Annotated in this window: 22 protein-coding genes; 7 read left to right on the top strand and 15 right to left on the bottom strand. The window is 70.8% G+C overall.

Going from position 1 to position 21,191, the window contains the following annotated elements:
* Position 1: 1 nt before the first annotated feature.
* Positions 2–1,507, bottom strand: a complete 1,506-nt coding sequence (gene gatB, locus AAFO60_RS09430; protein ID WP_347955929.1) for an Asp-tRNA(Asn)/Glu-tRNA(Gln) amidotransferase subunit GatB — start codon at positions 1,505–1,507, stop codon at positions 2–4.
* 147 nt (positions 1,508–1,654) lie between these two features.
* On the opposite strand from gatB, the gene AAFO60_RS09435 reads away from it, so the two are divergent.
* Complete coding sequence (locus AAFO60_RS09435) at positions 1,655–1,900, top strand: PspC domain-containing protein (RefSeq protein ID WP_347955930.1); 246 nt, start codon at positions 1,655–1,657, stop codon at positions 1,898–1,900.
* Positions 1,901–1,976: 76 nt separating this feature from the next.
* Here AAFO60_RS09435 and AAFO60_RS09440 read toward each other — a convergent pair whose 3' ends face one another.
* From AAFO60_RS09440 to AAFO60_RS09450, 3 genes are all read right to left on the bottom strand, one after another.
* On the bottom strand, positions 1,977–3,008 hold the full coding sequence (locus AAFO60_RS09440) for an ATP-dependent 6-phosphofructokinase (RefSeq protein WP_347955931.1): 1,032 nt from the start codon (positions 3,006–3,008) through the stop codon (positions 1,977–1,979).
* Between the two features lie 68 nt (positions 3,009–3,076).
* A complete protein-coding gene (locus AAFO60_RS09445) occupies positions 3,077–3,718 on the bottom strand; it encodes a response regulator transcription factor (RefSeq protein ID WP_347955932.1) in 642 nt (213 codons plus the stop codon).
* Between the two features lie 121 nt (positions 3,719–3,839).
* Positions 3,840–5,129 carry a sensor histidine kinase gene (locus AAFO60_RS09450; RefSeq protein ID WP_347955933.1) on the bottom strand — a complete coding sequence of 430 codons (1,290 nt, stop codon included), beginning with the start codon at positions 5,127–5,129 and terminating at the stop codon, positions 3,840–3,842.
* Between the two features lie 168 nt (positions 5,130–5,297).
* Here AAFO60_RS09450 and AAFO60_RS09455 point away from each other — a divergent pair, with 168 nt between their 5' ends.
* Both AAFO60_RS09455 and AAFO60_RS09460 read left to right on the top strand, forming a co-directional pair.
* Positions 5,298–5,933, top strand: a complete 636-nt coding sequence (locus AAFO60_RS09455; protein WP_347955934.1) for a hypothetical protein — start codon at positions 5,298–5,300, stop codon at positions 5,931–5,933.
* Positions 5,930–7,180 (top strand): alpha/beta-hydrolase family protein, encoded by a 1,251-nt coding sequence (locus tag AAFO60_RS09460; protein WP_347955935.1) that lies wholly within the window; start codon positions 5,930–5,932, stop codon positions 7,178–7,180. The genes AAFO60_RS09455 and AAFO60_RS09460 overlap by 4 nt, the downstream gene beginning before the upstream one ends.
* On the opposite strand, the gene gatA is transcribed toward AAFO60_RS09460, so the two are convergent.
* Positions 7,150–8,637 carry an Asp-tRNA(Asn)/Glu-tRNA(Gln) amidotransferase subunit GatA gene (gene gatA, locus AAFO60_RS09465; protein ID WP_347955936.1) on the bottom strand — a complete coding sequence of 496 codons (1,488 nt, stop codon included), beginning with the start codon at positions 8,635–8,637 and terminating at the stop codon, positions 7,150–7,152. The two genes, AAFO60_RS09460 and gatA, sit on opposite strands and share 31 nt — an antisense overlap.
* A 2-nt stretch (positions 8,638–8,639) precedes the next feature.
* Positions 8,640–8,951 carry an Asp-tRNA(Asn)/Glu-tRNA(Gln) amidotransferase subunit GatC gene (gatC, locus tag AAFO60_RS09470; protein ID WP_347955937.1) on the bottom strand — a complete coding sequence of 104 codons (312 nt, stop codon included), beginning with the start codon at positions 8,949–8,951 and terminating at the stop codon, positions 8,640–8,642.
* A 248-nt stretch (positions 8,952–9,199) separates the two neighbouring features.
* Between gatC and AAFO60_RS09475 the strand changes: the two genes are divergently transcribed.
* Entirely contained in the window at positions 9,200–9,934 is a 735-nt protein-coding gene (locus tag AAFO60_RS09475) for an amino acid-binding protein (protein WP_347956011.1), read from the top strand.
* Between the two features lie 4 nt (positions 9,935–9,938).
* On the opposite strand, the gene ligA is transcribed toward AAFO60_RS09475, so the two are convergent.
* Together ligA and AAFO60_RS09485 are read right to left on the bottom strand one after the other, a co-directional pair.
* Entirely contained in the window at positions 9,939–12,017 is a 2,079-nt protein-coding gene (ligA, locus tag AAFO60_RS09480; RefSeq protein ID WP_347955938.1) for an NAD-dependent DNA ligase LigA, read from the bottom strand.
* 55 nt (positions 12,018–12,072) lie between these two features.
* Complete coding sequence (locus AAFO60_RS09485; protein ID WP_347955939.1) at positions 12,073–12,609, bottom strand: hypothetical protein; 537 nt, start codon at positions 12,607–12,609, stop codon at positions 12,073–12,075.
* A 245-nt stretch (positions 12,610–12,854) separates the two neighbouring features.
* Here AAFO60_RS09485 and AAFO60_RS09490 point away from each other — a divergent pair, with 245 nt between their 5' ends.
* The 3 genes from AAFO60_RS09490 (at position 12,855) to AAFO60_RS09500 (ending at position 13,946) form a co-directional block, all read left to right on the top strand.
* Positions 12,855–13,238 carry an MmcQ/YjbR family DNA-binding protein gene (locus AAFO60_RS09490; protein ID WP_347955940.1) on the top strand — a complete coding sequence of 128 codons (384 nt, stop codon included), beginning with the start codon at positions 12,855–12,857 and terminating at the stop codon, positions 13,236–13,238.
* A gap of 61 nt (positions 13,239–13,299) precedes the next feature.
* Entirely contained in the window at positions 13,300–13,653 is a 354-nt protein-coding gene (locus tag AAFO60_RS09495) for a type II toxin-antitoxin system RelE/ParE family toxin (RefSeq protein ID WP_347955941.1), read from the top strand.
* On the top strand, positions 13,650–13,946 hold the full coding sequence (locus AAFO60_RS09500; protein ID WP_347955942.1) for a helix-turn-helix domain-containing protein: 297 nt from the start codon (positions 13,650–13,652) through the stop codon (positions 13,944–13,946). The genes AAFO60_RS09495 and AAFO60_RS09500 overlap by 4 nt, the downstream gene beginning before the upstream one ends.
* Before the next feature lie 100 nt (positions 13,947–14,046).
* On the opposite strand, the gene AAFO60_RS09505 is transcribed toward AAFO60_RS09500, so the two are convergent.
* From AAFO60_RS09505 to AAFO60_RS09535, 7 genes are all read right to left on the bottom strand, one after another.
* Positions 14,047–15,072 (bottom strand): vitamin-B12 independent methionine synthase, encoded by a 1,026-nt coding sequence (locus AAFO60_RS09505; protein WP_347955943.1) that lies wholly within the window; start codon positions 15,070–15,072, stop codon positions 14,047–14,049.
* Positions 15,069–16,163 (bottom strand): tRNA 2-thiouridine(34) synthase MnmA, encoded by a 1,095-nt coding sequence (gene mnmA / locus AAFO60_RS09510; protein ID WP_347955944.1) that lies wholly within the window; start codon positions 16,161–16,163, stop codon positions 15,069–15,071. Before mnmA ends, AAFO60_RS09505 begins: the two co-directional genes overlap by 4 nt.
* On the bottom strand, positions 16,163–17,386 hold the full coding sequence (locus tag AAFO60_RS09515; RefSeq protein ID WP_347955945.1) for a cysteine desulfurase family protein: 1,224 nt from the start codon (positions 17,384–17,386) through the stop codon (positions 16,163–16,165). The genes mnmA and AAFO60_RS09515 overlap by 1 nt, the downstream gene beginning before the upstream one ends.
* A 68-nt stretch (positions 17,387–17,454) precedes the next feature.
* Positions 17,455–18,351: a lysophospholipid acyltransferase family protein gene (locus AAFO60_RS09520; protein WP_347955946.1), complete on the bottom strand. Its 897-nt coding sequence runs from the start codon at positions 18,349–18,351 to the stop codon at positions 17,455–17,457.
* An 11-nt stretch (positions 18,352–18,362) separates the two neighbouring features.
* Positions 18,363–19,187: a GNAT family N-acetyltransferase gene (locus AAFO60_RS09525; RefSeq protein WP_347955947.1), complete on the bottom strand. Its 825-nt coding sequence runs from the start codon at positions 19,185–19,187 to the stop codon at positions 18,363–18,365.
* 160 nt (positions 19,188–19,347) lie between these two features.
* Entirely contained in the window at positions 19,348–20,301 is a 954-nt protein-coding gene (locus AAFO60_RS09530; RefSeq protein WP_347955948.1) for an electron transfer flavoprotein subunit alpha/FixB family protein, read from the bottom strand.
* Between the two features lie 54 nt (positions 20,302–20,355).
* Positions 20,356–21,141 carry an electron transfer flavoprotein subunit beta/FixA family protein gene (locus AAFO60_RS09535; protein WP_347955949.1) on the bottom strand — a complete coding sequence of 262 codons (786 nt, stop codon included), beginning with the start codon at positions 21,139–21,141 and terminating at the stop codon, positions 20,356–20,358.
* Positions 21,142–21,191: the final 50 nt, after the last annotated feature.

The raw sequence follows: 21,191 nt of genomic DNA on the forward strand, positions 1-21,191 counted from the left end.
GCTACTCGCAGGCGGCGAGCACGAGTTCCTTGACTCGTGCCGGATCGGCCTGGCCGCGGGTCGCCTTCATCACGTCGCCGACGATCTTGCCCGCGGCGGCCACCTTGCCGCCGCGGATCTTCTCGGCGATGTCCGGGTTGGCGGCGAGCGCGTCGTCGACGGCCTTCTGCAGCGCGGAGTCGTCGCGCACCACTTCGAGGCCGCGGTCGGCGACCACCTGCGCCGGTTCGCCCTCCCCGTCGAGCACGGCGACGACCACCTGCTGAGCGAGCTTGTTGGTGAGCTTGCCCTCTTCGACCATGCCGATGACGTCGGCGACCTGCTTCGGGGAGATCGGCAGGTCCGCGAGTTCGGTCTCGCGGGTGTTGGCCTGCTGTGCCAGGAACGAGACCCACCAGCTGCGCGCGGCGTCGGCGGAGGCGCCGGCTTCGGCGGTGGCGATGATGAGGTCGACGGCGCCCACGTTCACCAGATCGCGCATCACCTCGTCGGACACGCCCCACTCCTCCTGGATGCGGGCCCGGCGGATCCACGGAAGTTCGGGCAGCGTGTCGCGCAGGCTCTCGACCCACGCGGGGTCGGCGATCACCGGCGGCAGATCGGGCTCGGGGAAGTAGCGGTAGTCCTCGGCGGTCTCCTTGCGGCGCCCGGCCGAGGTGGTGCCGTCCGCCTCATGGAAGTGCCGGGTCTCCTGGATCACCTCGCCGCCCGCGCTCAGCAAAGCGCCCTGCCGCTGCATCTCGAAGCGGACCGCGGCCTCCACCGACTTGAGGGAGTTGACGTTCTTGGTCTCCGTGCGGGTGCCGAACTCCGCGGCGCCCTTGGGCATCAGCGACAGGTTCACGTCGCAGCGCATCGACCCCTGGTCCATGCGGACGTCGGAGACGTCGAGGGACTTGAGCAGATCGCGCAGCGCGGTCACGTAGGCGCGGGCGACCTCGGGTGCGCGCTCGCCCGCCCCCTCGATCGGCCGGGTGACGATCTCCACCAGCGGTACGCCGGCGCGGTTGTAGTCGAGCAGCGAGTGGCTGGCACCGTGGATGCGGCCGGTGGCACCGCCGATGTGCAGCGACTTGCCGGTGTCCTCCTCCATGTGCGCGCGTTCGATCTCGATGCGCCACGGAGTGCCGTCGGCGAGGACCACGTCGAGGTAGCCGTCATAGGAGGTCGGCTCGTCGTACTGGCTGATCTGGTAGTTCTTCGGCTGATCCGGGTAGAAGTAGTTCTTCCGGGCGAAGACGCTCGACTCGCGGATCGAGCAGTTGAGGGCCAGCCCGATCCGCACGGCCGATTCGACGGCCTTAGCGTTCGCGACGGGAAGCGCGCCGGGCAGGCCCAGGCACGCCGGGCACACCTGGGTGTTCGGCTCGGCGCCGAACGTGGTGGGGCATCCGCAGAACATCTTGGTCGCGGTGCCGAGCTCGACGTGCACCTCCATCCCCATCACCGGGTCGTACGTCGCCAGGACGTCGTCGTATTCCATCAGGTCGTCGGTAGCCGCGCTCATGCGCTCCATCGTATCTGGGGGCATTCCTCAGGGTGCTTCCCGATACCCCGTGACGCCGTCGGCTCCTACGGTGGACTCAACGGGCGGAACTCGACGGACGGGCCGCCCGGGCGCACCCCCGCCGACCACGATCTGGAGGACGAGACGATGACCGATCCGAGCTTTCCCGGAGCAGCAGGCGACGACTTCGCCGCACCGGCCCCCGCCGCCGCGCCGAAGCGGCTGACCCGCTCGACCACCGACAAGATGATCGGCGGCGTCGCGGGCGGAATCGCCGAGTACTTCGGCGTCGACTCCACCTGGATCCGCGTGGCCTTCGTCGCGTCGATCGTCCTGCCCGGCCCGCAGGTGCTGCTGTACCTGCTGCTGTGGGCGATCATCCCGAAGGGCTGATCGACCCGGTCCGGACCGCCGCATCCGCGTGGGCACCCGCGGTTGTCGGGCGACCCCGCGGATGCCGTCGGCGCCGTCAGCCGAAGACCGCTCGCGCGCCGCGGTAGTAGTCGAGCGGAACGGTCTTCGTGTGGCCGACGGCCTGCTCGAACGGGACGCGCACGATGTCGGTGCCGCGCAGAGCCACCATCTGACCCCAGGCGCGGTCGGCGACGACGTCGCTGACCGCCTGCCCGAATCGCGTGCCGAGGACCCGGTCCCAGGCGCTGGGGACGCCGCCGCGCTGGATGTAGCCGAGCATCGTCGACCGGGTCTCGATGCCGGTGTGCTCCTCGATCAGCGGTGCCAGGATCTCGCCGATCCCGCCGAGCCGGGGTCTGTTGAAGCCGTCCATCCCCTTGTGCGAGTGGGCCTGCGCCATGTCCGGCAGGGTGAAGCCCTCGGCGACGACGACCATCGGTGCGCGACCGCGGTCGCGCACGCTCGTCACCCACTCGCAGATCTGATCGAGCGACTCGGTCTGCTCGGGAATCAGGATCGCGTGGGCGCCTGCGGCGACGCCGGCGTACATGGCGATCCAACCCGCGTGCCTGCCCATCACCTCCAGCACCATGCAGCGCTTGTGCGAGTTGCCGGTGGTGCGGAGCCGGTCGGCGGCCTCGGTCGCGATCTCGACCGCGGTGTTGAATCCGAACGTGTAGTCGGTGGCCTGCAGATCGTTGTCGATGGTCTTGGGCACCCCCACCACCGGGATCCCGTCGCCGTACAAGCGGTTCGCGGCCGCCATCGTGCCGTCGCCGCCGATCGCGATGACCGCCTCCACCTCGAGGCGCTCCAGCGACCTCGTGATGTTCTCCGGTCCACCGTCGGGCTCGGTGTACGGGCCGTACCGACTGGTGCCGAGGATGGTGCCGCCCTGCTGCGAGATGCCGCGCACCACCGACCGATCCAGTTCGATCGCGTCGGCGTGCACCAGTCCCCGGAAGCCGTCCTTGAAGCCGACGAAGTCCTGGCCGTGGACGGTCGTGCCCTGCAGCACCGCACCGCGGATCACCGCATTGAGTCCGGGGCAGTCGCCTCCGGACGTCAGAATCCCGAAGCGGGCCATCGGCGTCGATCCTCTCCTCTGCTCATCTCCCCTGTCTTCATGACAGCACGTCGGGGCCGGCCCGCGTTCTACTTCAGCCCGTTCTCATAGGCGAAGACGACGGCCTGCGCACGATCGCGCAGACCGAGTTTGGTGAGCATGTTGCTGACATGGGTCTTCACGGTCTGTTCGGAGACGAACAGCTCCTGGGCGATCTCGGCGTTCGACTTGCCGTCGGCGACGGTCAGGAGCACCTCCGTCTCGCGCGGGGTCAGCGTCGCCGCTGCGCCGGTGCTTCGGCGCACTGCGCGCGAGGTCACCTGCTCGATGAGTCGCTTGGTGACCGACGGCGCCAGGAGGGCGTCGCCGCCGGCGACGACGCGCACGGCCCGCACCAGTTCGTCGGCGGGCGCATCCTTGAGCAGGAATCCGGACGCGCCGAGTTGCAGCGCCGAGTAGACGTAGTCGTCGATGTCGAAGGTGGTCAGCATGAGGACCTTCGTCGGCAGTCCGCTCGCGATGATCTGCTGCGCCGCCCACAGTCCGTCGCGGCGCGGCATCCGGACGTCCATCAACACCACGTCGGGGCGCAGTCGCGTCGTCTGTTCGACGGCGGCGACGCCGTCGGCGGCGTCGCCGAGGACCGAGATCCCTTCGGCGGCACCGAGAAGCGCGGCGAAGCCTGCGCGGACCATCGCCTGATCGTCGGCGATCAGCACGGTAATGGGCACGGGTTCGAGACTAGCGTCGATCCGTCGTCGGGGTGGTGCCGCGGGAGACTTCGTCGACCCGCGCGGCGGCGCGGCGACCGGCGGCGCGGGCCTGCGACCCTCGCATCGATGCGACGATCGGTCACGCTTGACCGGCACTCAACGGCAACCGCGCCTGCACCGCGAAACCGCCCGCGGGAGTCGGTGCCGCGGTGAGTGATCCGCCGACCGCCAGGGCGCGCTCGGTCATCCCGAGGATGCCGTGGCCGCCGCTGCGCGAGGCCTCCGCGGCGCCCGTCGACGGCCCGTTGACGATCGTCACCCGCAGGCGTGGGGGTCGGCCGGCGGCAGCACCGCCGTCGGGGGCCGGACCGTCGGGATTCGGGCCGTCGGGATCGGCTTCGGGGGTCAGTCGCACGTCGACGGGGGCTCCGGGCGCGTGCCGGGTGGCGTTGGTGACCGACTCCTGAACGATCCGGTACACCGCAGCGCCCACGGTCGGGCCGATGCTCGCGTGGTCGGACTCGTCGTCGAAGTCGATGCTCACCCCGATCGCGCGGACCTCGTCGAGCAGGCCCGCGACCTCGCCGATTCCCGGAACCGGCGCCAGTTCCACCGCGTCGTCGCTGTGCGGGCGCAGGACGCCGAGCAGCGCGCGCACCTCGTCGAGCGATTCGCGCGCGGCGTCGGCGATGCCGGTCAGCTCGGCGGTCGCCCCCGGCCCCAGCGTCTCGGGCGGCTCCCCCGCGGCCAAGCGGTAGGGCGCCGTCTGCGCCATCACCACCACCATCGACATGCGGTGGGCGACGATGTCGTGCAGGTCGCGGGCGATCCGCGCGCGTTCGGCGAGCACCGCTTCGCGCGCCCGCAGCACCTCGGTCTCCTCGACCTGTTCGGCGATCTCGCGCTGCGAGCGGACCCGGTACCGGAAGAAGGCGATGCCCAGGGCCACGACGACGAGCGCGAAGGTCCAGCCGACGACCACCCCGGCGGGCATTCCCACCACGAAGGCACCGGCCGTCGCGACGGCGACGATCGGCAGTCGGTCGAGCGGCTGGGTCATCAGGGCGGCCACGGTCATCGCCAGCAGGGACAGGAACAGCGGGATCGGCATCGGCCACGGTCCCTCGTTCGGGACCAGGGAGGCGCCCGCCGCGACGATGACGGTGACCGCCCAACCCGCCCGGACCGCGTCGGGACCGGCGAAGATCAGCGCCAGTCCGCCGCAGCCGAGGATCGCCACCACCGGCAGGAGGAAGGCCGGCAGGCGCGAGGTGTCGCCGAGCACCGGCCAGCAGACGGCCACCATCGTGACGGCGATCAGGGCGGCCAGCCAGTTGCGCCGCAGCGACAGGTAGCGGTGCAGCGCGGGATCACTGACACCGTCGATCGACAGACGGTCGGTCAGACCGGATACGCGGGGCGACTTCACCCCTCGACGATAGGCCGCGGCCGCCGGCGCACGCCTCCCTCTCGCGGGTGAGATCCCGCCTCGCCCGCAGGGGTGGGACTGCGCCCGCGCATACCCACCGGGGGTCGGTGTCGAAACCGTCGCTGCGGGCGATCCGCCGCCGTGCCCGCGCTTCATAGCGTGACGAGCATGACCACCGCAGACCCCCGAACCGCCTCGAAAACCCACCGTCCCAAGCATTTCCAGCAGTGGATGGGTCGCATCCTGATCGGCGCGACGCTGTCCTTCGCCGTCCTGGCCCTCACGCCGATCGCCTCGGCGCTGGCGACGACCGACGCGGCCGCGGTACCCGACCGTCCCGCGACCGCCGCCGAGCAGACCATCGCCGCCCTCGCGGGCGATCCGCCCGCCGACGCACTCGCGTTCCTGCCCGCCGACTTCGCCCGGCGGCTCGGGTACACGCCGGTCGTCGTCGACGGCCGTCCGCTGAATCCGTCCGGCGACTGCTCCTCACCCGTCCCGATGCCCGAGGCGTTCACCGACCCCTGCCGCGCGCACGACCTGGGATACGACCTGCTGCGGTACGCCGAGGCGACGGGTCGGCCGGCGTCGGCGTGGGCGCGTGCCGCACTCGATCGCCGGCTCGTCGCCGATCTGCACGACCGGTGCACCGACCCGGCCTGCCACGCGCTGGCCGAGACCGCCCGCGCGGGACTGGCCCTGAACACCTGGCGCCAGCGCTCCGGCCCGCCGGTGCGCGAGTCGGGGGCTCAGATCGCGGTCAGCTACCTGACGCGCACGCTTGAGACGGCGGGCCTGCGATGACCCCGCTTCGGGTGCGGCCCGCGGTCGCGGTCGGCGCCGCGCTGGGCCGACTGCTCGTCGCGGCGCCGGGGATGTTGCCGCGGTCGGCGCTGCTCGCAACCGGCGCCGCCGTCGTCGCGACCCTGATCGGGATGGGTCTCGGCGCCGCGGTCGGAGCGGTCCACGACCGGTTCTCGGCGCCCGCTGGGCGACAGCCCGCGCCGGTCTCCGGCCTGCATGCGGGGGTGATCGCGGCGGTCGTCGCGGTCGCGGTCGGGTTCTCGATCCGGCACGAATCGGTGGTGCGGGCGGCAGTCGGCGCCGCGCCGATCGGGTGGTGGTGGGCCCTGGCAGTCACGATCGTTCCGGTCGCGGCCGCCGTCGCGGTCGTCGCCGTTCCGCCGCGCGTCTGGGCCGCTGCGACGCTGGCGGGCACCCTCGCGGCGGGCTCTCTCGTGTGGTCGGCGTCGGCGCGGGCCGACGGCCCCGATGTCCCCGCCCGGGCCGAGATGCTCTACAGCAGCCTCCGCGACGGCGGCGACTTCACCCGTCGGGCCGAACGACTCGTCGACCGCTGGGCCGACGACGGCGGCCTGTCGGCCAGGGCGGTGGTGGTGGCCGTCCCGACCGGCTCGGGCTGGGTCGACACGGCCACGGTCGACGGTTTCGTCCGACAGTTCGCGGGGTCGGTCCGGGTGCTGGCCCTGCAGTACGACGACGTGCCGTCGTGGCGGGCCCTCGTCTCGGCGCCCGACCGTGCCAGCGACAGTGCGATCGCGCTGCTGGCCGCCCTCGAGCGTCGCCTCGCGCCGCTCCCGAGCAGCCGGCGGCCCCGCGTCTACCTGGCCGGGCAGAGTCTCGGGGCGGTCGGCGCCGACGCGGCCCGCCGGTGGGCGCAGCGCACCGGTTCAGCGCAGACGGGAACGATACCGACGGGAACGATCCTGACGGGAACGATCCTGGCGGGAGTGCCCGCGGGCACGGTGCCCGAGGTGCGATCGTGCGAACGCCGGGTGGTGCTGGCGAACCACGACGACCCGGTGACCGTCTTCTCCCCCGCCCTGCTGTGGCGGCCGCCGGCCTCCGACGAGGCCGCCCGGTTTCACCCGTGGCTGCCCGTCGCCTCGATGGTCGCCACCGCACTCGACCTGATCGGCTCGCTGGCCGTACCGGTCGGACACGGCCACCGGTACGGCCTCGAGCAGGGGTCGGCGGCGGCCCGCCTGCCCGCCGGGTGTCAGCCGATCGGGCCGCGCGCGGCCTCGTAGGCCGCACCGATCCGGTACAGCCGGTCGTCGGCGAGGGCGGGAGCCATGATCTGCAGTCCCACCGGCAGACCGTCGTCGCCCGAGAGGCCCGACGGCACCGACATCGCCGCGGTGCCTGCGAGGTTCACCGGGAGCGTGCACAGGTCGAACAGGTACATCGACAACGGGTCGTCGACCTTCTCCCCCAGCTTGAACGGGGTGGTCGGGGTGGTCGGCGAGATCAGCACGTCCACGTTCCGGTAGGCCTCGGCGAAGTCGCGCGCGATCAGCGTGCGGACCTTCTGCGCCTGCCCGTAGAAGGCGTCGTAGGCGCCCGAGCTCAACGCGTAGGTGCCGATCATGATGCGGCGCTTGACCTCCGGGCCGAATCCGGCCTCGCGGGTCAGCGCCATGACCTCGTCGGCGCTGTGGGTGCCGTCGTCGCCGACGCGCAGCCCGTACCGCATGGCGTCGAAACGGGCCAGATTGCTCGACACCTCCGACGGCAGGATCAGGTAGTAGGCGCCCAGCGCGTACGAGAAGTGCGGGCAGTCCACTTCGACGATGGTCGCGCCGAGGTCGGTGAGCTGACGGCACGCCGCCTGGAAGGACTCGAGGACACCGGCCTGGTATCCCTCGCCCTGCAGCTGCTTGACGACGCCGATGCGCACCCCGGACAGGTCGCCGGTCGCTCCGGCGCGGGCGGCGCCGACCACGTCGGGCACAGCGACGTCGATGGAGGTGGAGTCGCGGGGGTCGTGTCCGGCGATCACCTCGTGCAGCAGCGCGGTGTCCAGGACCGTGCGACCGCAGGGACCGCCCTGGTCGAGCGAGGAAGCGCAGGCGACGAGGCCGTACCGGGAGACGGTGCCGTAGGTCGGCTTCACGCCGACGGTCGCGGTGACCGAGGCCGGCTGCCGGATGGAGCCGCCGGTGTCGGTGCCGATCGCCAGCGGCGCCTGGAAGGAGGCCAGCGCCGCGGCGCTGCCGCCGCCCGAGCCGCCCGGGATGCGCGTGGTGTCCCACGGGTTGCGGGTGACCTGGTAGGCGGAGTTCTCCGTCGACGAGCCCATCGCGAACTCGTCCATGTTGGTCTTGCCCAGGATCGGGATGCCCGCCGCGCGGAGCTTGGCGGTGACGGTCGCGTCGTACGGCGAGACCCAGCCTTCGAGCATCTTGGATCCGCAGGTGGTGGGGGCGTCGACGGTGGTGAAGACGTCCTTGAGCGCCAGCGGCACGCCGGCCAGCGCCGACGGGGCCTGCCCGGCGGCGATCGCCGCGTCGGCCGACTCGGCGGCCTGCAGGGCCTGCTCGGCGCCCACGTGCAGGAATGCGCCCAATTCACCGTCGATCTCCGCGATGCGGTCCAGGTGCGCGCGGGTGACCTCGACGGATGACAGCTCGCGGGCGGCGATCTTGCCGGCCAGGTCGGCGGCGGACAGTCCGGTGATCTCACCGGCGGTGCGGGTGTCGGTCATGCTCACTCCTCCCCCAGGATCTGCGGAACGGCGAACCGGTCCTGTTCGACGGCGGGTGCGCCCGACAGCGCCTGCTCGGCGCTCAGTCCGGGCACGACGACGTCGGCGCGCAGCACATCGCGCAGGTCGGCGGGGTGCGCGGTCGGCGGCACGTCGTCGGCGGCCACCTCGGAGATCTGCGCGACGTGGCTCAGGATCGAGTCGAGCTGGGCCGCATAGCGGTCGAGTTCGGCGTCGTCGAGCGCCAGTCGGGACAGGCGCGCCAAGTGCGCGACCTCGTCCCGGCTGATCGCCGGCTGGGAATCGGTGGACATCGTCGACCTCTCTGCACGCTCTCGTCGCGGTCTGCCGCGCGAGTTCAAAGGACTGTGGGACTCGGCTATCAGGATATGCGCCCGGCCCGGGTGCGGCCGAGGCAGGGAGGCGCGGGCCGCTCGCGGCGGGCCGAACGGTGGCCGGGCCGCCGTGCGGCACGTAACTTGGATCTCATGATCATCGTGACCACGAACGACCGGACGGGCGGCCGGAACGCAGGTGCCGTCGGCGCCGCGTCCGAGCCGCGCTGACTCCGGTGTCGTATCTGCTGCGCGTCCTGCTCAACGACCGCCCGGGCAGCCTCGGGATGCTCGCGGTCCAGCTCGGCGCGGTCGGCGCCGACATCCGTTCCCTCGAGGTGGTGGAACGCGGTGACGGCTATGTGGTCGACGATCTGGTCGTCGACCTGGCGAAGGGCTCCCTGCCCGACACCCTGATCACGGCCGCTGAGAAGGTGTCGGGGGTCCGCGTCGACTCGTTGCGGCCGCACGCGGGGGTGCTCGACACCCATCAGGAACTCGAGCTGATCGACATGGTGGCCACCGGCGGCAAGGACCGCCTGCAGATCCTCGCCGACTATGCGCCGCGGGTCCTGCGGGTGTCGTGGGCGACGATCATCTCCAAGCCCGGCACCGCCGAGGTGCTCCGCCTGTACGGGAGTTCGGGCGCGCCGGAGACCCCGCTGGAACGGGCCGACTGGCTGCCCCTCGAGGACGCCCGCACCTTCGACCCGGACTCGACGTGGATCCCGCAGTCGTGGCGCGACCTGGACACCCGACTGGCCGCCGCCCCCCTGGGTGAGGGCGGCAAGGTGCTGCTGCTCGGCCGGATCGGCGGCCCCGGATTCCGGCCCGCCGAGGTGGCGCGACTCGGGTACCTCGCCGGCATCATCGGCACCCTGCTCAAGCGCGACAAGAAGACCGGCGACAAGAAGTCCGGCGATCAGGGGTCGGGCGGGCGCGAGCAGCGGTCGCCGGTGTAGCGGTTCAGTCGTCGGCGTCGGCGGTCTGCTCGCCGCCCACCGAGCCGGTCGCCAACAGCTCCTTGAACCCGTCCTCGTCCAGGATCGGGATCCCGAGCTGCTCGGCCTTGTCGGCCTTGCTGCCCGGCGAATCCCCGACGACGACGTAGTCGGTCTTCTTCGACACCGAGCCGGAGGCCTTCCCGCCGCGGGCGATGATCGCCTCCTTGGCGCCGTCGCGGGAGAAGTCCACGAGCGAACCGGTGACGACGACGGTCCGACCTTCGAGCGTCCGCTCCACCGACTCGTCGCGCTCGTCGGCCATCGCGACCCCGGCGGCCCGCCATTTCGCGACGATCTCGCGGTGCCAGTCGACGGCGAACCAGTCGTGCACGCTCGCCGCCCGGGTGGGACCGAGCCCGTCGACCTGCGCCAGTTCGTCGACCGACGCGGCCTCGATCGCCTCCAGGCTGCCGAACGCGGTGGCCAGGGCCCGGGCGGGCGTCGGACCGACGTGACGGATCGACAGGGCGACGATGACCCGCCACAGCGGCACCTGCTTCGCCTTGTCGAGGTTCTCCAGGAACCGTCTGCCGTTGGCCGACAGCTGCCCGCTCTTGGTGGTGTACAGGTCGGTCTTGATCAAGTCGTCGGCGGTCAGCGAGAACAGGTCGCCCTCGTCGGTCAGCACGCCGCTGGACAGCAGCGCCTGTGCGCCCTCGTAGCCGAGCGCCTCGATGTCGAAGGCCCCGCGGCCGGCCAGATAGAACAGCCGCTCGCGCAGCTGCCCGGGGCAGCTCCGCTGGTTGGGGCAGCGGATGTCCTTGTCGCCCTCCTTCGCGGGCGCCAGTTCGGTGCCGCATTCGGGACAGTGGGTGGGCATCACGAATTCGCGCTCGGTGCCGTCGCGCAGTTCGACCACCGGCCCGAGGACCTCGGGGATCACGTCGCCCGCCTTGCGGATGGTGATCGTGTCGCCGATGAGCACGCCCTTGCGCTTCACCTCGTAGGCGTTGTGCAGGGTGGCGCGCGCCACCGTCGATCCCGCGACCAGGACCGGCTCCATCAGCGCCCAGGGCGTCACCCGGCCGGTCCGCCCGACGCCGACCATGATGTCGAGCAGCTTGGTGGTGACCTCCTCCGGCGGATACTTGTACGCGATCGCCCATCGCGGCGCCCGCGAAGTGGCGCCGAGTCGGCGCTGCAGCGTCACGTCGTCGACCTTGACGACCAGGCCGTCGATTTCGTGTTCCACCGAATGCCGGTTCTCACCCCAGTAGCCGACGGCGGCCAGGATGTCGTCGGCGCCGGTGGCCTTGCGGGTGTGCGAGGACACCGGCAGCCCCCAGTCGCCGAGGGCCAGGTAGGCCTCGTGCAGCGACTCGGGGCGCCATCCGTCGATCTCACCGATGCCGTGGCAGATCATCCGCAGATGCCGTTTGGCGGTGATCTGCGGGTTCTTCTGCCGCAGGGAGCCCGCGGCAGAGTTCCGCGGATTGGCGAACGGCGCCTTCCCCTCCTCGACCAGGGAGGCGTTGAGGGCTTCGAAGTCCTCGACGCGGAAGAAGACCTCGCCGCGGACCTCGAGGACGGCGGGCACCGGCCGCGTCGAATCATCGAGCACGTCGGGCACGTCGGTGATGGTGCGCGCGTTGAGCGTGACGTCTTCGCCGGTGCGGCCGTCGCCGCGGGTGACGCCGCGGACCAGCCGGCCGTTCTCGTACACCAACGCCAGTGCGACGCCGTCGATCTTGAGTTCGCACAGGAACTCGGTGCCCGCGCCGACCTCGGCTTCGGTCCGCGAGACCCAGGTCCGCATCTCCTCGTGGTCGAAGACGTTGTCCAGGGACATCATCCGTTCCAGATGGTCGACCGAACCGAAGTCGGTGGAGAACCCACCGCCCACGAGTTTGGTCGGCGAGTCGGGCACGGCGAGTTCGGGGTGCGCGTCCTCGAGCGCCTGCAGGCGCTGAAACAGCGCGTCGAACTCGCCGTCGCTGACGATCGGCGCGTCCTGCACGTAGTAGCGGAACTGGTGGCCGCGGACCTCGTCGGCGAGCTCTGCCCACTCGCGGGCCGGTTCGGTGCTCTTGTCCTCACTCACCGATACAGACTAGCGAAGGCCACTGACAGTCGCCGGTGCGCGAACGCGCCCGCAACTACTCGATCGTGAACGATTTCGTGGCGCTGGCTCCGGACACGCGATCCACCGTCCGGATCTGATACTTCCCGGCGGTCTTGTAGACACGGGAGTTCAGGCCCACGCTGCCCTGACAGTTCGCGTTCTTATATGTCGCGAATCCGGTGCCCGGGAACGAGATCTCGATCTGGCAGTTGGACCCTTTCACCTCTGCACCCGAGGCGTCGCGTGCCGACCATTTCACACTGGGAGCGAATCCGGTCGAATACAGGTCCGGGCCGTACTTCTTACCGGACCAGTTCGATACCGAAATCGCCATCGACCTGACGCCGTTGGGCGAATTGACGGCACCGCCGTTCCCATTGCCTCCGCCGTTTCCTCCCGGGCCCAGCAGACCGTCGAGGCTCCCGAAATCGATGTCCGGAACATTGATCGGCCCGATTCCTGGGACTGTGATCACCTGCGCTGCGGCTGGCGCCGACAAGACGCCTCCTGCCAATGAGACGACCGCTGCTGAACTCACCAAACCCACGGTCAGTTTACGATTCAATCGCATGGATCCCACCTCGCTCTTGTTCGAATGACAGTTTCCATCTGACGCGGCCGATCGATCACCTGAATTGAACGACGACCACGAATCACAGGTAACGCTTGAACAATCGGGCCTGCCTGCTGTTCAGGGGGAGGTTCCCCGTTTCGGTCGAATGCGAAGCGATACGGAAGTCATTCGAATGCTCTCGTCGACGGCGCCGGTGCGCGCGACCGCGAGCAGAACGCCCGACCGGACGCTAATCTGGCCGCATGCCGCATCCGATCATGTTCAGCGACGACGACCCGATCCTGCATCGGTTGCGCACGATCGCCCTGGCACTGCCGGAGAGCACCGAGAAGGTCGCGCACGGTCGTCCGACCTTCCGCTGCGGCAAGATGTTCGCGATGTACGGCGGCGGCGAGAAGGGAACGAAGGTGCGGCGCGACACGGCGCTGCTGTTCATTCCCGATCCGGCCGAACGAGAGGCCCTGCGGCAGGACGACCGGTTCTTCGTGCCCGCCTACGTGGGCGCCTACGGCTGGCTCGGCCTGGACCTCACCGGGGACTCCGATTGGGACGAGGTCGCCGAACTCCTCGACGCCAGCTTCCGTCAGATCGCGCCCAAGCGCGCGATCGCCGCGCTCGAGGACTGACTCGCTCGCCGCGCAGCATAATCTCGTTGACGCTATATCGCGTCTTCAATATACTAGGCGTGTGGGTAGCGAACGCGGATCGACGTGGCGGATCGAGCTGAGCGAAGAAGTGCGCAGCTGGCTCGACGGGCTCACAGTGAAGGGGCGAGCGCAGGCGTTCCGGGCGCTCGACCTCCTCGCTGCCGAAGGCGTCATGCTCCGAATGCCACACAGTCGCAAACTCGACGACAGGCTCTGGGAACTGCGATTTCGCTGCGACCAGGTCAACCAGCGAATCACTTACACCATCGAACTCGAGCGGCGCGTGATCACACTGACTACGTTCCGCAAGCAGCGCAACAACGAACGCAAAGAAGTCCAGCGAGCCCGCAACGTGCTGCGCCGCCACGGTCAGGAGAAGGAAGGGAAATCATGACCAGCTACACCGAGTACAAGAAGGCCACACTCGCCAACCTCACCGCCGACGAACGGGGGATCTACGACCAGGCATACGAAACCGCCGGAGTCGTGATGGAGCTGGCAGGAATCGCCTACCAAGCCCGCATCGACGCCGGACTCACCCAGACTCAGCTCGCCGAACGCATGGGTACCACGCAAAGCTCCGTCGCCGCCGTCGAGAACGGCGCCCGCACGCCCACCGTCGATTTCCTCGAACGCCTCGCCCGAGCCTGCGGTGCACGCCTGACCGTCAGCATCGACGCCGCCTGACCTCGGGCTTTCATCGCTGAACAGGCGAAGCCAACCGATGAGTTCGCGCCCGAGCGCGCGATCGCCGCGCTCGAGGACTGACTCGCTCGCCGACCGACGCTCACGAGAAGTCGGGGTCGGCGGACAGCCCGGCGGCCACCTGGGAGGCCAGCGCCAGAGCTCGAGTCGACCAGGAAGCGGAAGCGTCCGCCAGCCCACACGTCGGGGTGACCAGGACGTTGTCGCGGAGGACTCGACGCGGGAGCCCGATGCGATCGACGAGATCGGTGAGTGCACGCGCCGAGCTCTCGGCGGCGGCCGGCGCGGCGGGCTCGGTCGACGGGATCAGACCGGCGGCCAGGATCCCGCCGCCGTCGACGAAGGCGCCGAGCCGGTCGTAGTCGGCTGCGGGCCGCAGCCCGGTCACGTCCAACGACAAGGCGACTCCCGAGAGCTGATCGGTCAGATCCCACCGCGGCCGCCCGCACGAATGGAGCAGGACCGGGACGGCGAGCGCGTCGACCATCTCCTGCAGCAGCTGGGCGGCCTCCGCGGCCGGGATCGGCGCGATGGGGTCCAGCCGCGTCAGCGGAGTGACCGTGCCGTCGATGACGCGCCCGACATCCGGTTCGTCGAGTTGGACGACGACGCGGGCACCGAGTCTGCGGGTGAGTTCGGCGACGTGGTTGCGCAGGCCCTCGGTCAGCGAGCCGGCGATGTCGCGCACCGCGCCGCGATCCTTGACGATCTTGTGCCCGCCGCGCAGTTCCACATGTGCGCCGAAGGTGAAGGGCCCGCAGGCCTGCACCTTCAGCGGCGCACCGGTGCCGGTGAGACCGGCGCGCTCCCAGTGCTCCTCGATCGCATCCAGATCCCACCGCAACCAGTCGCGGGCGCGGCGGGTGGTGGTGTTGGGGTGCGAGGCCAGGCGGTAGGCCCGATGCACCATGTCGACCGGGAGTTCGACGAGCAGCGCGCCGGTGCGGCCGATCAGGTCGGCGCCGACACCGCGGGCCGGGAGTTCGGGCAGGAAGGGCAGATCGAGCTCGCCCGAGGCGATGCGGACCGCCTCGCGCGGGTCGGTGCCCGGCATGGAGCCGATTCCGGTGCCGACCCCGGTCGGCATCGCGGCGGCCGGATCGGTCATCCGTCGGTTCCGGTGATCCGTCCGCAGCCGATCACCTGATCGCCGTCGACCGCATCGGGCAGGTAGAGCACCGCGGCCTGGCCGCGGGCCACTCCCCGCAGGGGCTCGCGCAGCGCGATCTGCATGCCCGGTCCGTCGGGGCCGTCGACCGGCGTGACCACCGCGGATGCCAACCCGCCGTGTGCGCGAACCTGAACTGTGCACTCGACCGGGCCGGTCGGCGTGCGGCCCGAGGTCCACACCGCCTTGTGCGTGGTGATCGAGTGCACTTCGAGGTCGGCGGCCGTCCCGACCGTCACCGTGCCGGTGTCGGGGTCGATCCCGGTCACGTACCGCGGGTGCCCGTCGGCGGCGGGCGCCTCGATCCCCAGGCCCTTGCGCTGCCCGATGGTGAAGCCGTGGACGCCGTCGTGCTCGGCGAGGGTGTCGCCGGAGGAGGCGTCGACGACGGCGCCGGGGCGGACGCCGATCCGCGCGCCGAGGAAGGCGCGGGTGTCGCCGGACGGGATGAAGCAGATGTCGTGCGAGTCAGGCTTGTTCGCCACGGCCAGGCCGCGCCGCTGCGCCTCCTGCCGGATCTGCGGTTTCGGCGTGTCGCCGATTGGGAACATCGCGCGCGAGAGCTGCTCGTGGTCGAGGACGGCCAGGACGTAGGACTGGTCCTTGTCGATGTCGACGGCGCGGCGCAGTTCGCCGTCGGCCAGTCGCGCGTAGTGACCGGTCGCCAGAGCGTCGAAGCCGAGGGCGAGCGCACGTTCGGCGAGCGCGGAGAACTTGATCTTCTCGTTGCACGACAGACACGGATTGGGGGTCTCGCCCGCGGCGTAGGCGGCGACGAACTCGTCGATCACGTCTTCTTTGAAGCGGTCGGCGAAGTCCCAGACGTAGAACGGGATGCCGAGCAGGTCGGCCGCCCGCCGGGCGTCGTCGGCGTCTTCGCGCGAGCAGCATCCGCGCGACCCGGTCCGCAACGCGCCGGGGGCGGTCGACAACGCCAGGTGCACGCCGACGACCTCGTGACCGGCCTCGACCGCTCGGGCCGCCGCGACCGCCGAATCGACGCCGCCGCTCATCGCCGCCAACACTCGCATCAGGAAATCCCTCCGGTCCGCCCGCCGGCCGCAGAGAGCAGTCCTGCGGCCCGGGCTCGTGCGACGACCTCGCCGATCACGTCGGCGACGACGTCCACATCGTCGTCTGTATTGTCCGCTCCCAGCGAGAACCGGAGCGAGCCGCGCGCCGTCGCGGTGTCCAGGCCCATCGCGAGCAGGACGTGGCTGGCGGCCGCGACCCCCGCGGTGCACGCCGAGCCGGTCGAGCATTCGACCCCCTTCGCGTCGAGCAGCATGAGCAGCGAATCGCCTTCGCATCCGGCGATCGACACGTGCAGGACCCCGGGCAGCGCGAGCGCGCGATCCCGGCCGAGGGCACCGTTGATCCGCACGCCGTCGATGCCCGACAGCAGTGCCGCGAGCCGGTCGCGCAGTGCGCCGACGCGGGCGGCTTCGCTGTCGCGGCGATCGACCGCCACGCGCAACGCCGCCGCCATGCCCGCGGCCGCGGCGACGTCCTGGGTGCCCGACCGCAGGTCGCGTTCGTGGCCGCCGCCGTGCAGCAGCGGGATGCACGAGACGTCGCGGCGCAGCAGCAGGGCGCCGGTCCCCTGCGGTCCGCCGAACTTGTGGGCGGCGACGCTCATCGACGACAGTCCGCTGTCGGCGAAGTCGATCGGCAGGTGGCCCGCGGCGGCGACGGCGTCGGAGTGCACCGGCACCCCGGCCTCGGCGCCCAGCCGCGCGATCTCGGCGATCGGCTGCACGGTCCCGACCTCGTTGTTGGCCCACATCACCGAGATGAGCGCCACCTCGTCGCCGTGCTCGTCGAGCGCCGCGCGCACCGTGTCGGGGTGGACCCGGCCCGCGGCGTCGACACCCAGCACCACCAGCTCCGCGCCTGCCTCGTCGGCGAGCCACTGCGCGGGATCGAGGACCGCGTGATGTTCGACGGCGGAGATCAGCACCTTGCGGCGCCGCTCGTCGTCGCGGCGCCGGGCGCCGTAGACGCCTTTGAGCGCGAGATTGTCGGATTCGGTTCCGCCCGAGGTCAAGATCACCTCCGACGGCCGTGCCCCCAGGTCGCGGGCGAGGGACTCGCGCGCCTCCTCCAGGGTCCGGCGCGCCACCCGGCCCGAGCCGTGCAGCGACGAGGCGTTTCCGGGGCGAGCCCACACGGCGGCCATCGCCGCGGCGGCTTCGGGGACCAGCGCGGTGGACGCGGCATTGTCGAGGTAGACGGGAGAGCGCAGAGAAGACATGACTCAACCAGGATAGACACCGCAGCGGACATCGCCCACCCGAGTGCGCTGAGCACGGCTTTCGATGCTCAGGCGACCGCCTGCGCAGCCACCTCGCGGCGAGCCGGTGCCGTCACGTCGACGGCGACCTCGCGGCCGGTGCCGACCGCGTCGGCGGGAGCGATCAGCGCCCGCGCCTGCGCGGCGAGCCTGCGCCGATCGCCCGCAGGCATCTGCAGTTCGAACACGGTGACGGTGATCTGCAGGTCGCGCGAGCGCACGATCCGCATCAGCGTGCTGCCGATCGTGTCCTGTCCCAGGAACCCCGGCATGGTGGTGTCGTGCCCGCGGTCGGTGTACGACAGGCGCACCGGCAGGACGGGGACGCCCGCGTCGATCGCGGCCTGGAAGAAGGCGGGATGGAACCGGCCCGAGGCGGTTCCGCACCAGGTGGTGCCCTCCGGGAACACGGCGACGGCCCGTCCCCGATCGAGGATCCCGGCGACCCGGTCGACCATCGGTCGCAGCCGGCGCAGGTCTCCGCGCACATGCGGCAGGACGCCGAAGAGCCGCGCCACCGGACCGAAGCCGCCCATTTGCAGGACCTCGCGTTTGGCGACGAACCGGGCCGGACTCACTCCCGCGAGGGCCACGATGTCGAGGAACGAGATGTGGTTTGCCACCATGAGCGCGCCGCGGAGCCGGCGGCCGTCGGCCGGTCGACGGTCGTCGACGGTGAGGCTCACCCCCATCGTCCGCAGTGCGATGCGGGCGCTGCCGCGCCAGTACCCGTGCCGGACCGGTCGCGGCAGGACGATCGTCGCGGCACCGACCGTGACCACCGTCAGCCCGACCGCCCCGAGCGCGGTCAGCCGCGCGGCCGCACGCCACCCGGGGGCCGGCGGCACACTGGTGTGGACGCAGTGCGCGCCGCACGGGCTGACCGGCATCCAGGCGCTGTCACCGCTCGCTATCGGTTCGCTCATCCGGGACCGCCCTACTGCTCGCGGTGGCCGAGCCGGTTCATGGCGCCGCGCAGCCGCTCGGTGTAGCGCTGATCGCCGCGATGCCGGTCGAGGACGGTCAGGAAGTCGCCGACGTCGAAGACCTCGTCGAAGGCGGGTTCGCCGCACACGCGGGCGCCCAGCCGGACGTAGCCGCGCAGGAGGGCGGGCAGCCGATTCGTCTCGGGCGGCTCGAGATCGTCGAGCGGGCGGCCGTCGACGAGCACCTGCCGGTACGGGAAGACCTGCCACTGCGCGCGGTGCTTGTCGCGCGCCAGATCGCGAATGCCGCGCAGTTCCCGGCCCCGACCGATCGACGATTCGAGGGGCACCGACACGCAGCCCATCAGATACCGGTAGCCGCCCTCCTCCAGGTAGCCGAGCAACGCCGCCCACAGCATCGCGGTCACCGAGCCGCTGCGGTGGCCGGGGTCGACCACCGCGCGCCCCATCTCGACGGTCTCGCCGCGGATCTCGGTCAGCTCGTCGAGATCGAACTCCCCGGCCGAGTACCACCCGCCGGCGGCGATGGCGCGCGGCGGCGGCAGGACGCGGGCGCAGCCCACCAGCGCTCCCGTCGGCAGGTGATGGACGAGCAGATGCTCGCAGTAGGCGTCGAACTCGTCGGCGTCCCGGCCCGAGGCGGCGTCGCCGATCGAGTCCGAGTAGCCCGGCTCGTTGTTGAAGACCTCGTAGCGCAATCGTTGGGCGGCGTCGACCTGGCCGCCGTCCTCGGTGATCGACACCGCGTAGTCGCCCCCGGACAGAAGTACCCGGCGCGCTGCGGTCACGGAGTTGCCGAAATCCATAACTGTCATGCCTGAGAGTCAAGGCGGTTCGTCCGACAGCGCCGACAATGCGACGTGGCGCCCCCGGACACGGCAGGTGAACTTCTCGCGCACCCACCGACGGCGGCGGCCCCGCCGCAGGAGATCCTGCGGCGGGGCCGGCCTGGTGCCTACGCGGGCGATCAGCGCATCACTTGCGCTTGTTGATCTCCTCGGTGAGCTGCGGTGCGACGTTGAACAGGTCGCCGACGACGCCGTAGTCGCTGATCTCGAAGATCGGGGCCTCTTCGTCCTTGTTGACGGCCACGATGGTCTTCGAGGTCTGCATGCCCGCGCGGTGCTGGATCGCACCGGAGATGCCGAGCGCGATGTACAGCTGCGGCGAGACGGTCTTGCCCGTCTGACCGACCTGGAACTGACCCGGGTAGTAACCGGAGTCGACGGCCGCGCGCGAAGCGCCGACCGCGCCGCCCAGGGCGTCGGCGAGGGCCTCGACGACCGAGAAGCTCTCGGCCGAGCCGACACCGCGGCCACCGGAGACGACGACCGAGGCCTCGGTCAGCTCCGGACGGTCGCCACCGACGTTGGGTGCGAAACCGGTGATCTTGACCCCGCCCTCCTGGGCCGGGACCTCGACGTTGACGACCTCGCCGGCCGCAGCGGCCGGAGCGGCCTCGACGCCGCCGGGGCGGACCGAGATGACCGGGGTGTCGCCGCCGGCCTGGGCGTCGACGGTGAACGCGCCACCGAAGATCGAGTGGACGCCTGCGCCGCCCTCCTTGACCTCGATGACGTCGGTCAGCAGGCCCGAGCCCAGACGCACGGCCAGCCGGCCGGCGATCTCCTTGCCGTCGGCGGTCGCCGCGACGAGGACGCCCGCGGCGCCGTTGGCCTCGGCGAGCTGCGAGAGCACGTCGACGGCCGGGGTGATCAGGTAGTTCGCGACGTCGTCGGACTCGGCGACGTAGATCTTCTCGGCGCCGGCCTCGGCGAGGGCGCCGGTGACGCCGGCGGCCGAGCCCGGCTTGCCGACGACGACGGCGGACGGGGTGCCCAGGGCGCGAGCGGCGGTGATGAGCTCGCTGGTGACCTTCTTCAGCCCACCTTCGGCATCCTGCTCAACGAGCACGAGTACTTCAGCCATGTTTGTTCTCCTGAATGTCTTTGGGTTCGCCAGTGGAAGTGGTGGTCGCGGTGATCAGATGATCTTCGACGCGACCAGGTACTCGGCGACCTTGATGCCGCCGTCGCCCTCGTCGGTGACGCGCTCGCCGGCGGACTTCTCCGCCTTGGGGGTCACCCCGGTGACGGTGCTGCCGGCGTTCGCCAGACCGACGGTGTCGGCCTCGACGCCGATCTCCGCCAGCGTCAGCACGGCGACTTCCTTCTTCTTGGCGGCCATGATGCCCTTGAAGGACGGGAAGCGCGGCTCGTTGATCTTCTCGTTGACCGAGACGATGGCCGGCAGCGAGGCCTCGACGTTGAAGATGCCCTCGTCGGTCTCGCGCTCGCCGCGCAGGGTCTCGCCGTCGACCTCCAGCTTGCGCAGGTGGGTCAGGTGCGGGAGCTCCAGGTACTCGGCGACCATGGCCGGCACCGCGCCGCTGCGGCCGTCGGTGGCCTCATTGCCTGCGATGACCATCTCGACGCCCTCGACGGTGCCCAGCGCCGAAGCGATCACGTAGGCGGTCTGGACCGCGTCGCTGCCGTGCATCAGGTCGTCCTTGATGTGGATCGCCTTGTCGGCGCCCATCGACAGCGCCTTGCGGATCGCATCGGTGGCGCGCTCGGGACCCACGCAGAGGAGAGTCACCTCACCGCCATTGGCTTCCTTGATCTGCAGTGCCTCTTCGACGGCGCGCTCGTTGATCTCATCGAGCACCGCGTCGGCGGCTTCCCGGTCGAGCGTGTAGTCGCCATCGGCGAGCTTGCGCTCGGACCACGTGTCGGGAACCTGCTTGATCAGAACGACAATATTCGTCATGGGTCTTCGTCGACCTCCTGCTTCGGGTTCGGCAACTTACCGGCCGGTAA

The organism is Gordonia aichiensis (genome assembly GCF_039946255.1).
Classification (GTDB): domain Bacteria; phylum Actinomycetota; class Actinomycetes; order Mycobacteriales; family Mycobacteriaceae; genus Gordonia; species Gordonia aichiensis_A.

Coding starts and splice junctions, on each gene's coding strand:
- gatB (WP_347955929.1), bottom strand. CDS start 1,507: ATGAGCGCGGCTACCGACGACCTGATGGAATACGACGACGTCCTGGCG.
- AAFO60_RS09435 (WP_347955930.1), top strand. CDS start 1,655: ATGACCGATCCGAGCTTTCCCGGAGCAGCAGGCGACGACTTCGCCGCA.
- AAFO60_RS09440 (WP_347955931.1), bottom strand. CDS start 3,008: ATGGCCCGCTTCGGGATTCTGACGTCCGGAGGCGACTGCCCCGGACTC.
- AAFO60_RS09455 (WP_347955934.1), top strand. CDS start 5,298: ATGACCACCGCAGACCCCCGAACCGCCTCGAAAACCCACCGTCCCAAG.
- AAFO60_RS09460 (WP_347955935.1), top strand. CDS start 5,930: ATGACCCCGCTTCGGGTGCGGCCCGCGGTCGCGGTCGGCGCCGCGCTG.
- gatA (WP_347955936.1), bottom strand. CDS start 8,637: ATGACCGACACCCGCACCGCCGGTGAGATCACCGGACTGTCCGCCGCC.
- gatC (WP_347955937.1), bottom strand. CDS start 8,951: ATGTCCACCGATTCCCAGCCGGCGATCAGCCGGGACGAGGTCGCGCAC.
- AAFO60_RS09485 (WP_347955939.1), bottom strand. CDS start 12,609: ATGCGATTGAATCGTAAACTGACCGTGGGTTTGGTGAGTTCAGCAGCG.
- AAFO60_RS09490 (WP_347955940.1), top strand. CDS start 12,855: ATGCCGCATCCGATCATGTTCAGCGACGACGACCCGATCCTGCATCGG.
- AAFO60_RS09500 (WP_347955942.1), top strand. CDS start 13,650: ATGACCAGCTACACCGAGTACAAGAAGGCCACACTCGCCAACCTCACC.
- AAFO60_RS09505 (WP_347955943.1), bottom strand. CDS start 15,072: ATGACCGATCCGGCCGCCGCGATGCCGACCGGGGTCGGCACCGGAATC.
- mnmA (WP_347955944.1), bottom strand. CDS start 16,163: ATGCGAGTGTTGGCGGCGATGAGCGGCGGCGTCGATTCGGCGGTCGCG.
- AAFO60_RS09515 (WP_347955945.1), bottom strand. CDS start 17,386: ATGTCTTCTCTGCGCTCTCCCGTCTACCTCGACAATGCCGCGTCCACC.
- AAFO60_RS09520 (WP_347955946.1), bottom strand. CDS start 18,351: ATGAGCGAACCGATAGCGAGCGGTGACAGCGCCTGGATGCCGGTCAGC.
- AAFO60_RS09525 (WP_347955947.1), bottom strand. CDS start 19,187: ATGACAGTTATGGATTTCGGCAACTCCGTGACCGCAGCGCGCCGGGTA.
- AAFO60_RS09530 (WP_347955948.1), bottom strand. CDS start 20,301: ATGGCTGAAGTACTCGTGCTCGTTGAGCAGGATGCCGAAGGTGGGCTG.
- AAFO60_RS09535 (WP_347955949.1), bottom strand. CDS start 21,141: ATGACGAATATTGTCGTTCTGATCAAGCAGGTTCCCGACACGTGGTCC.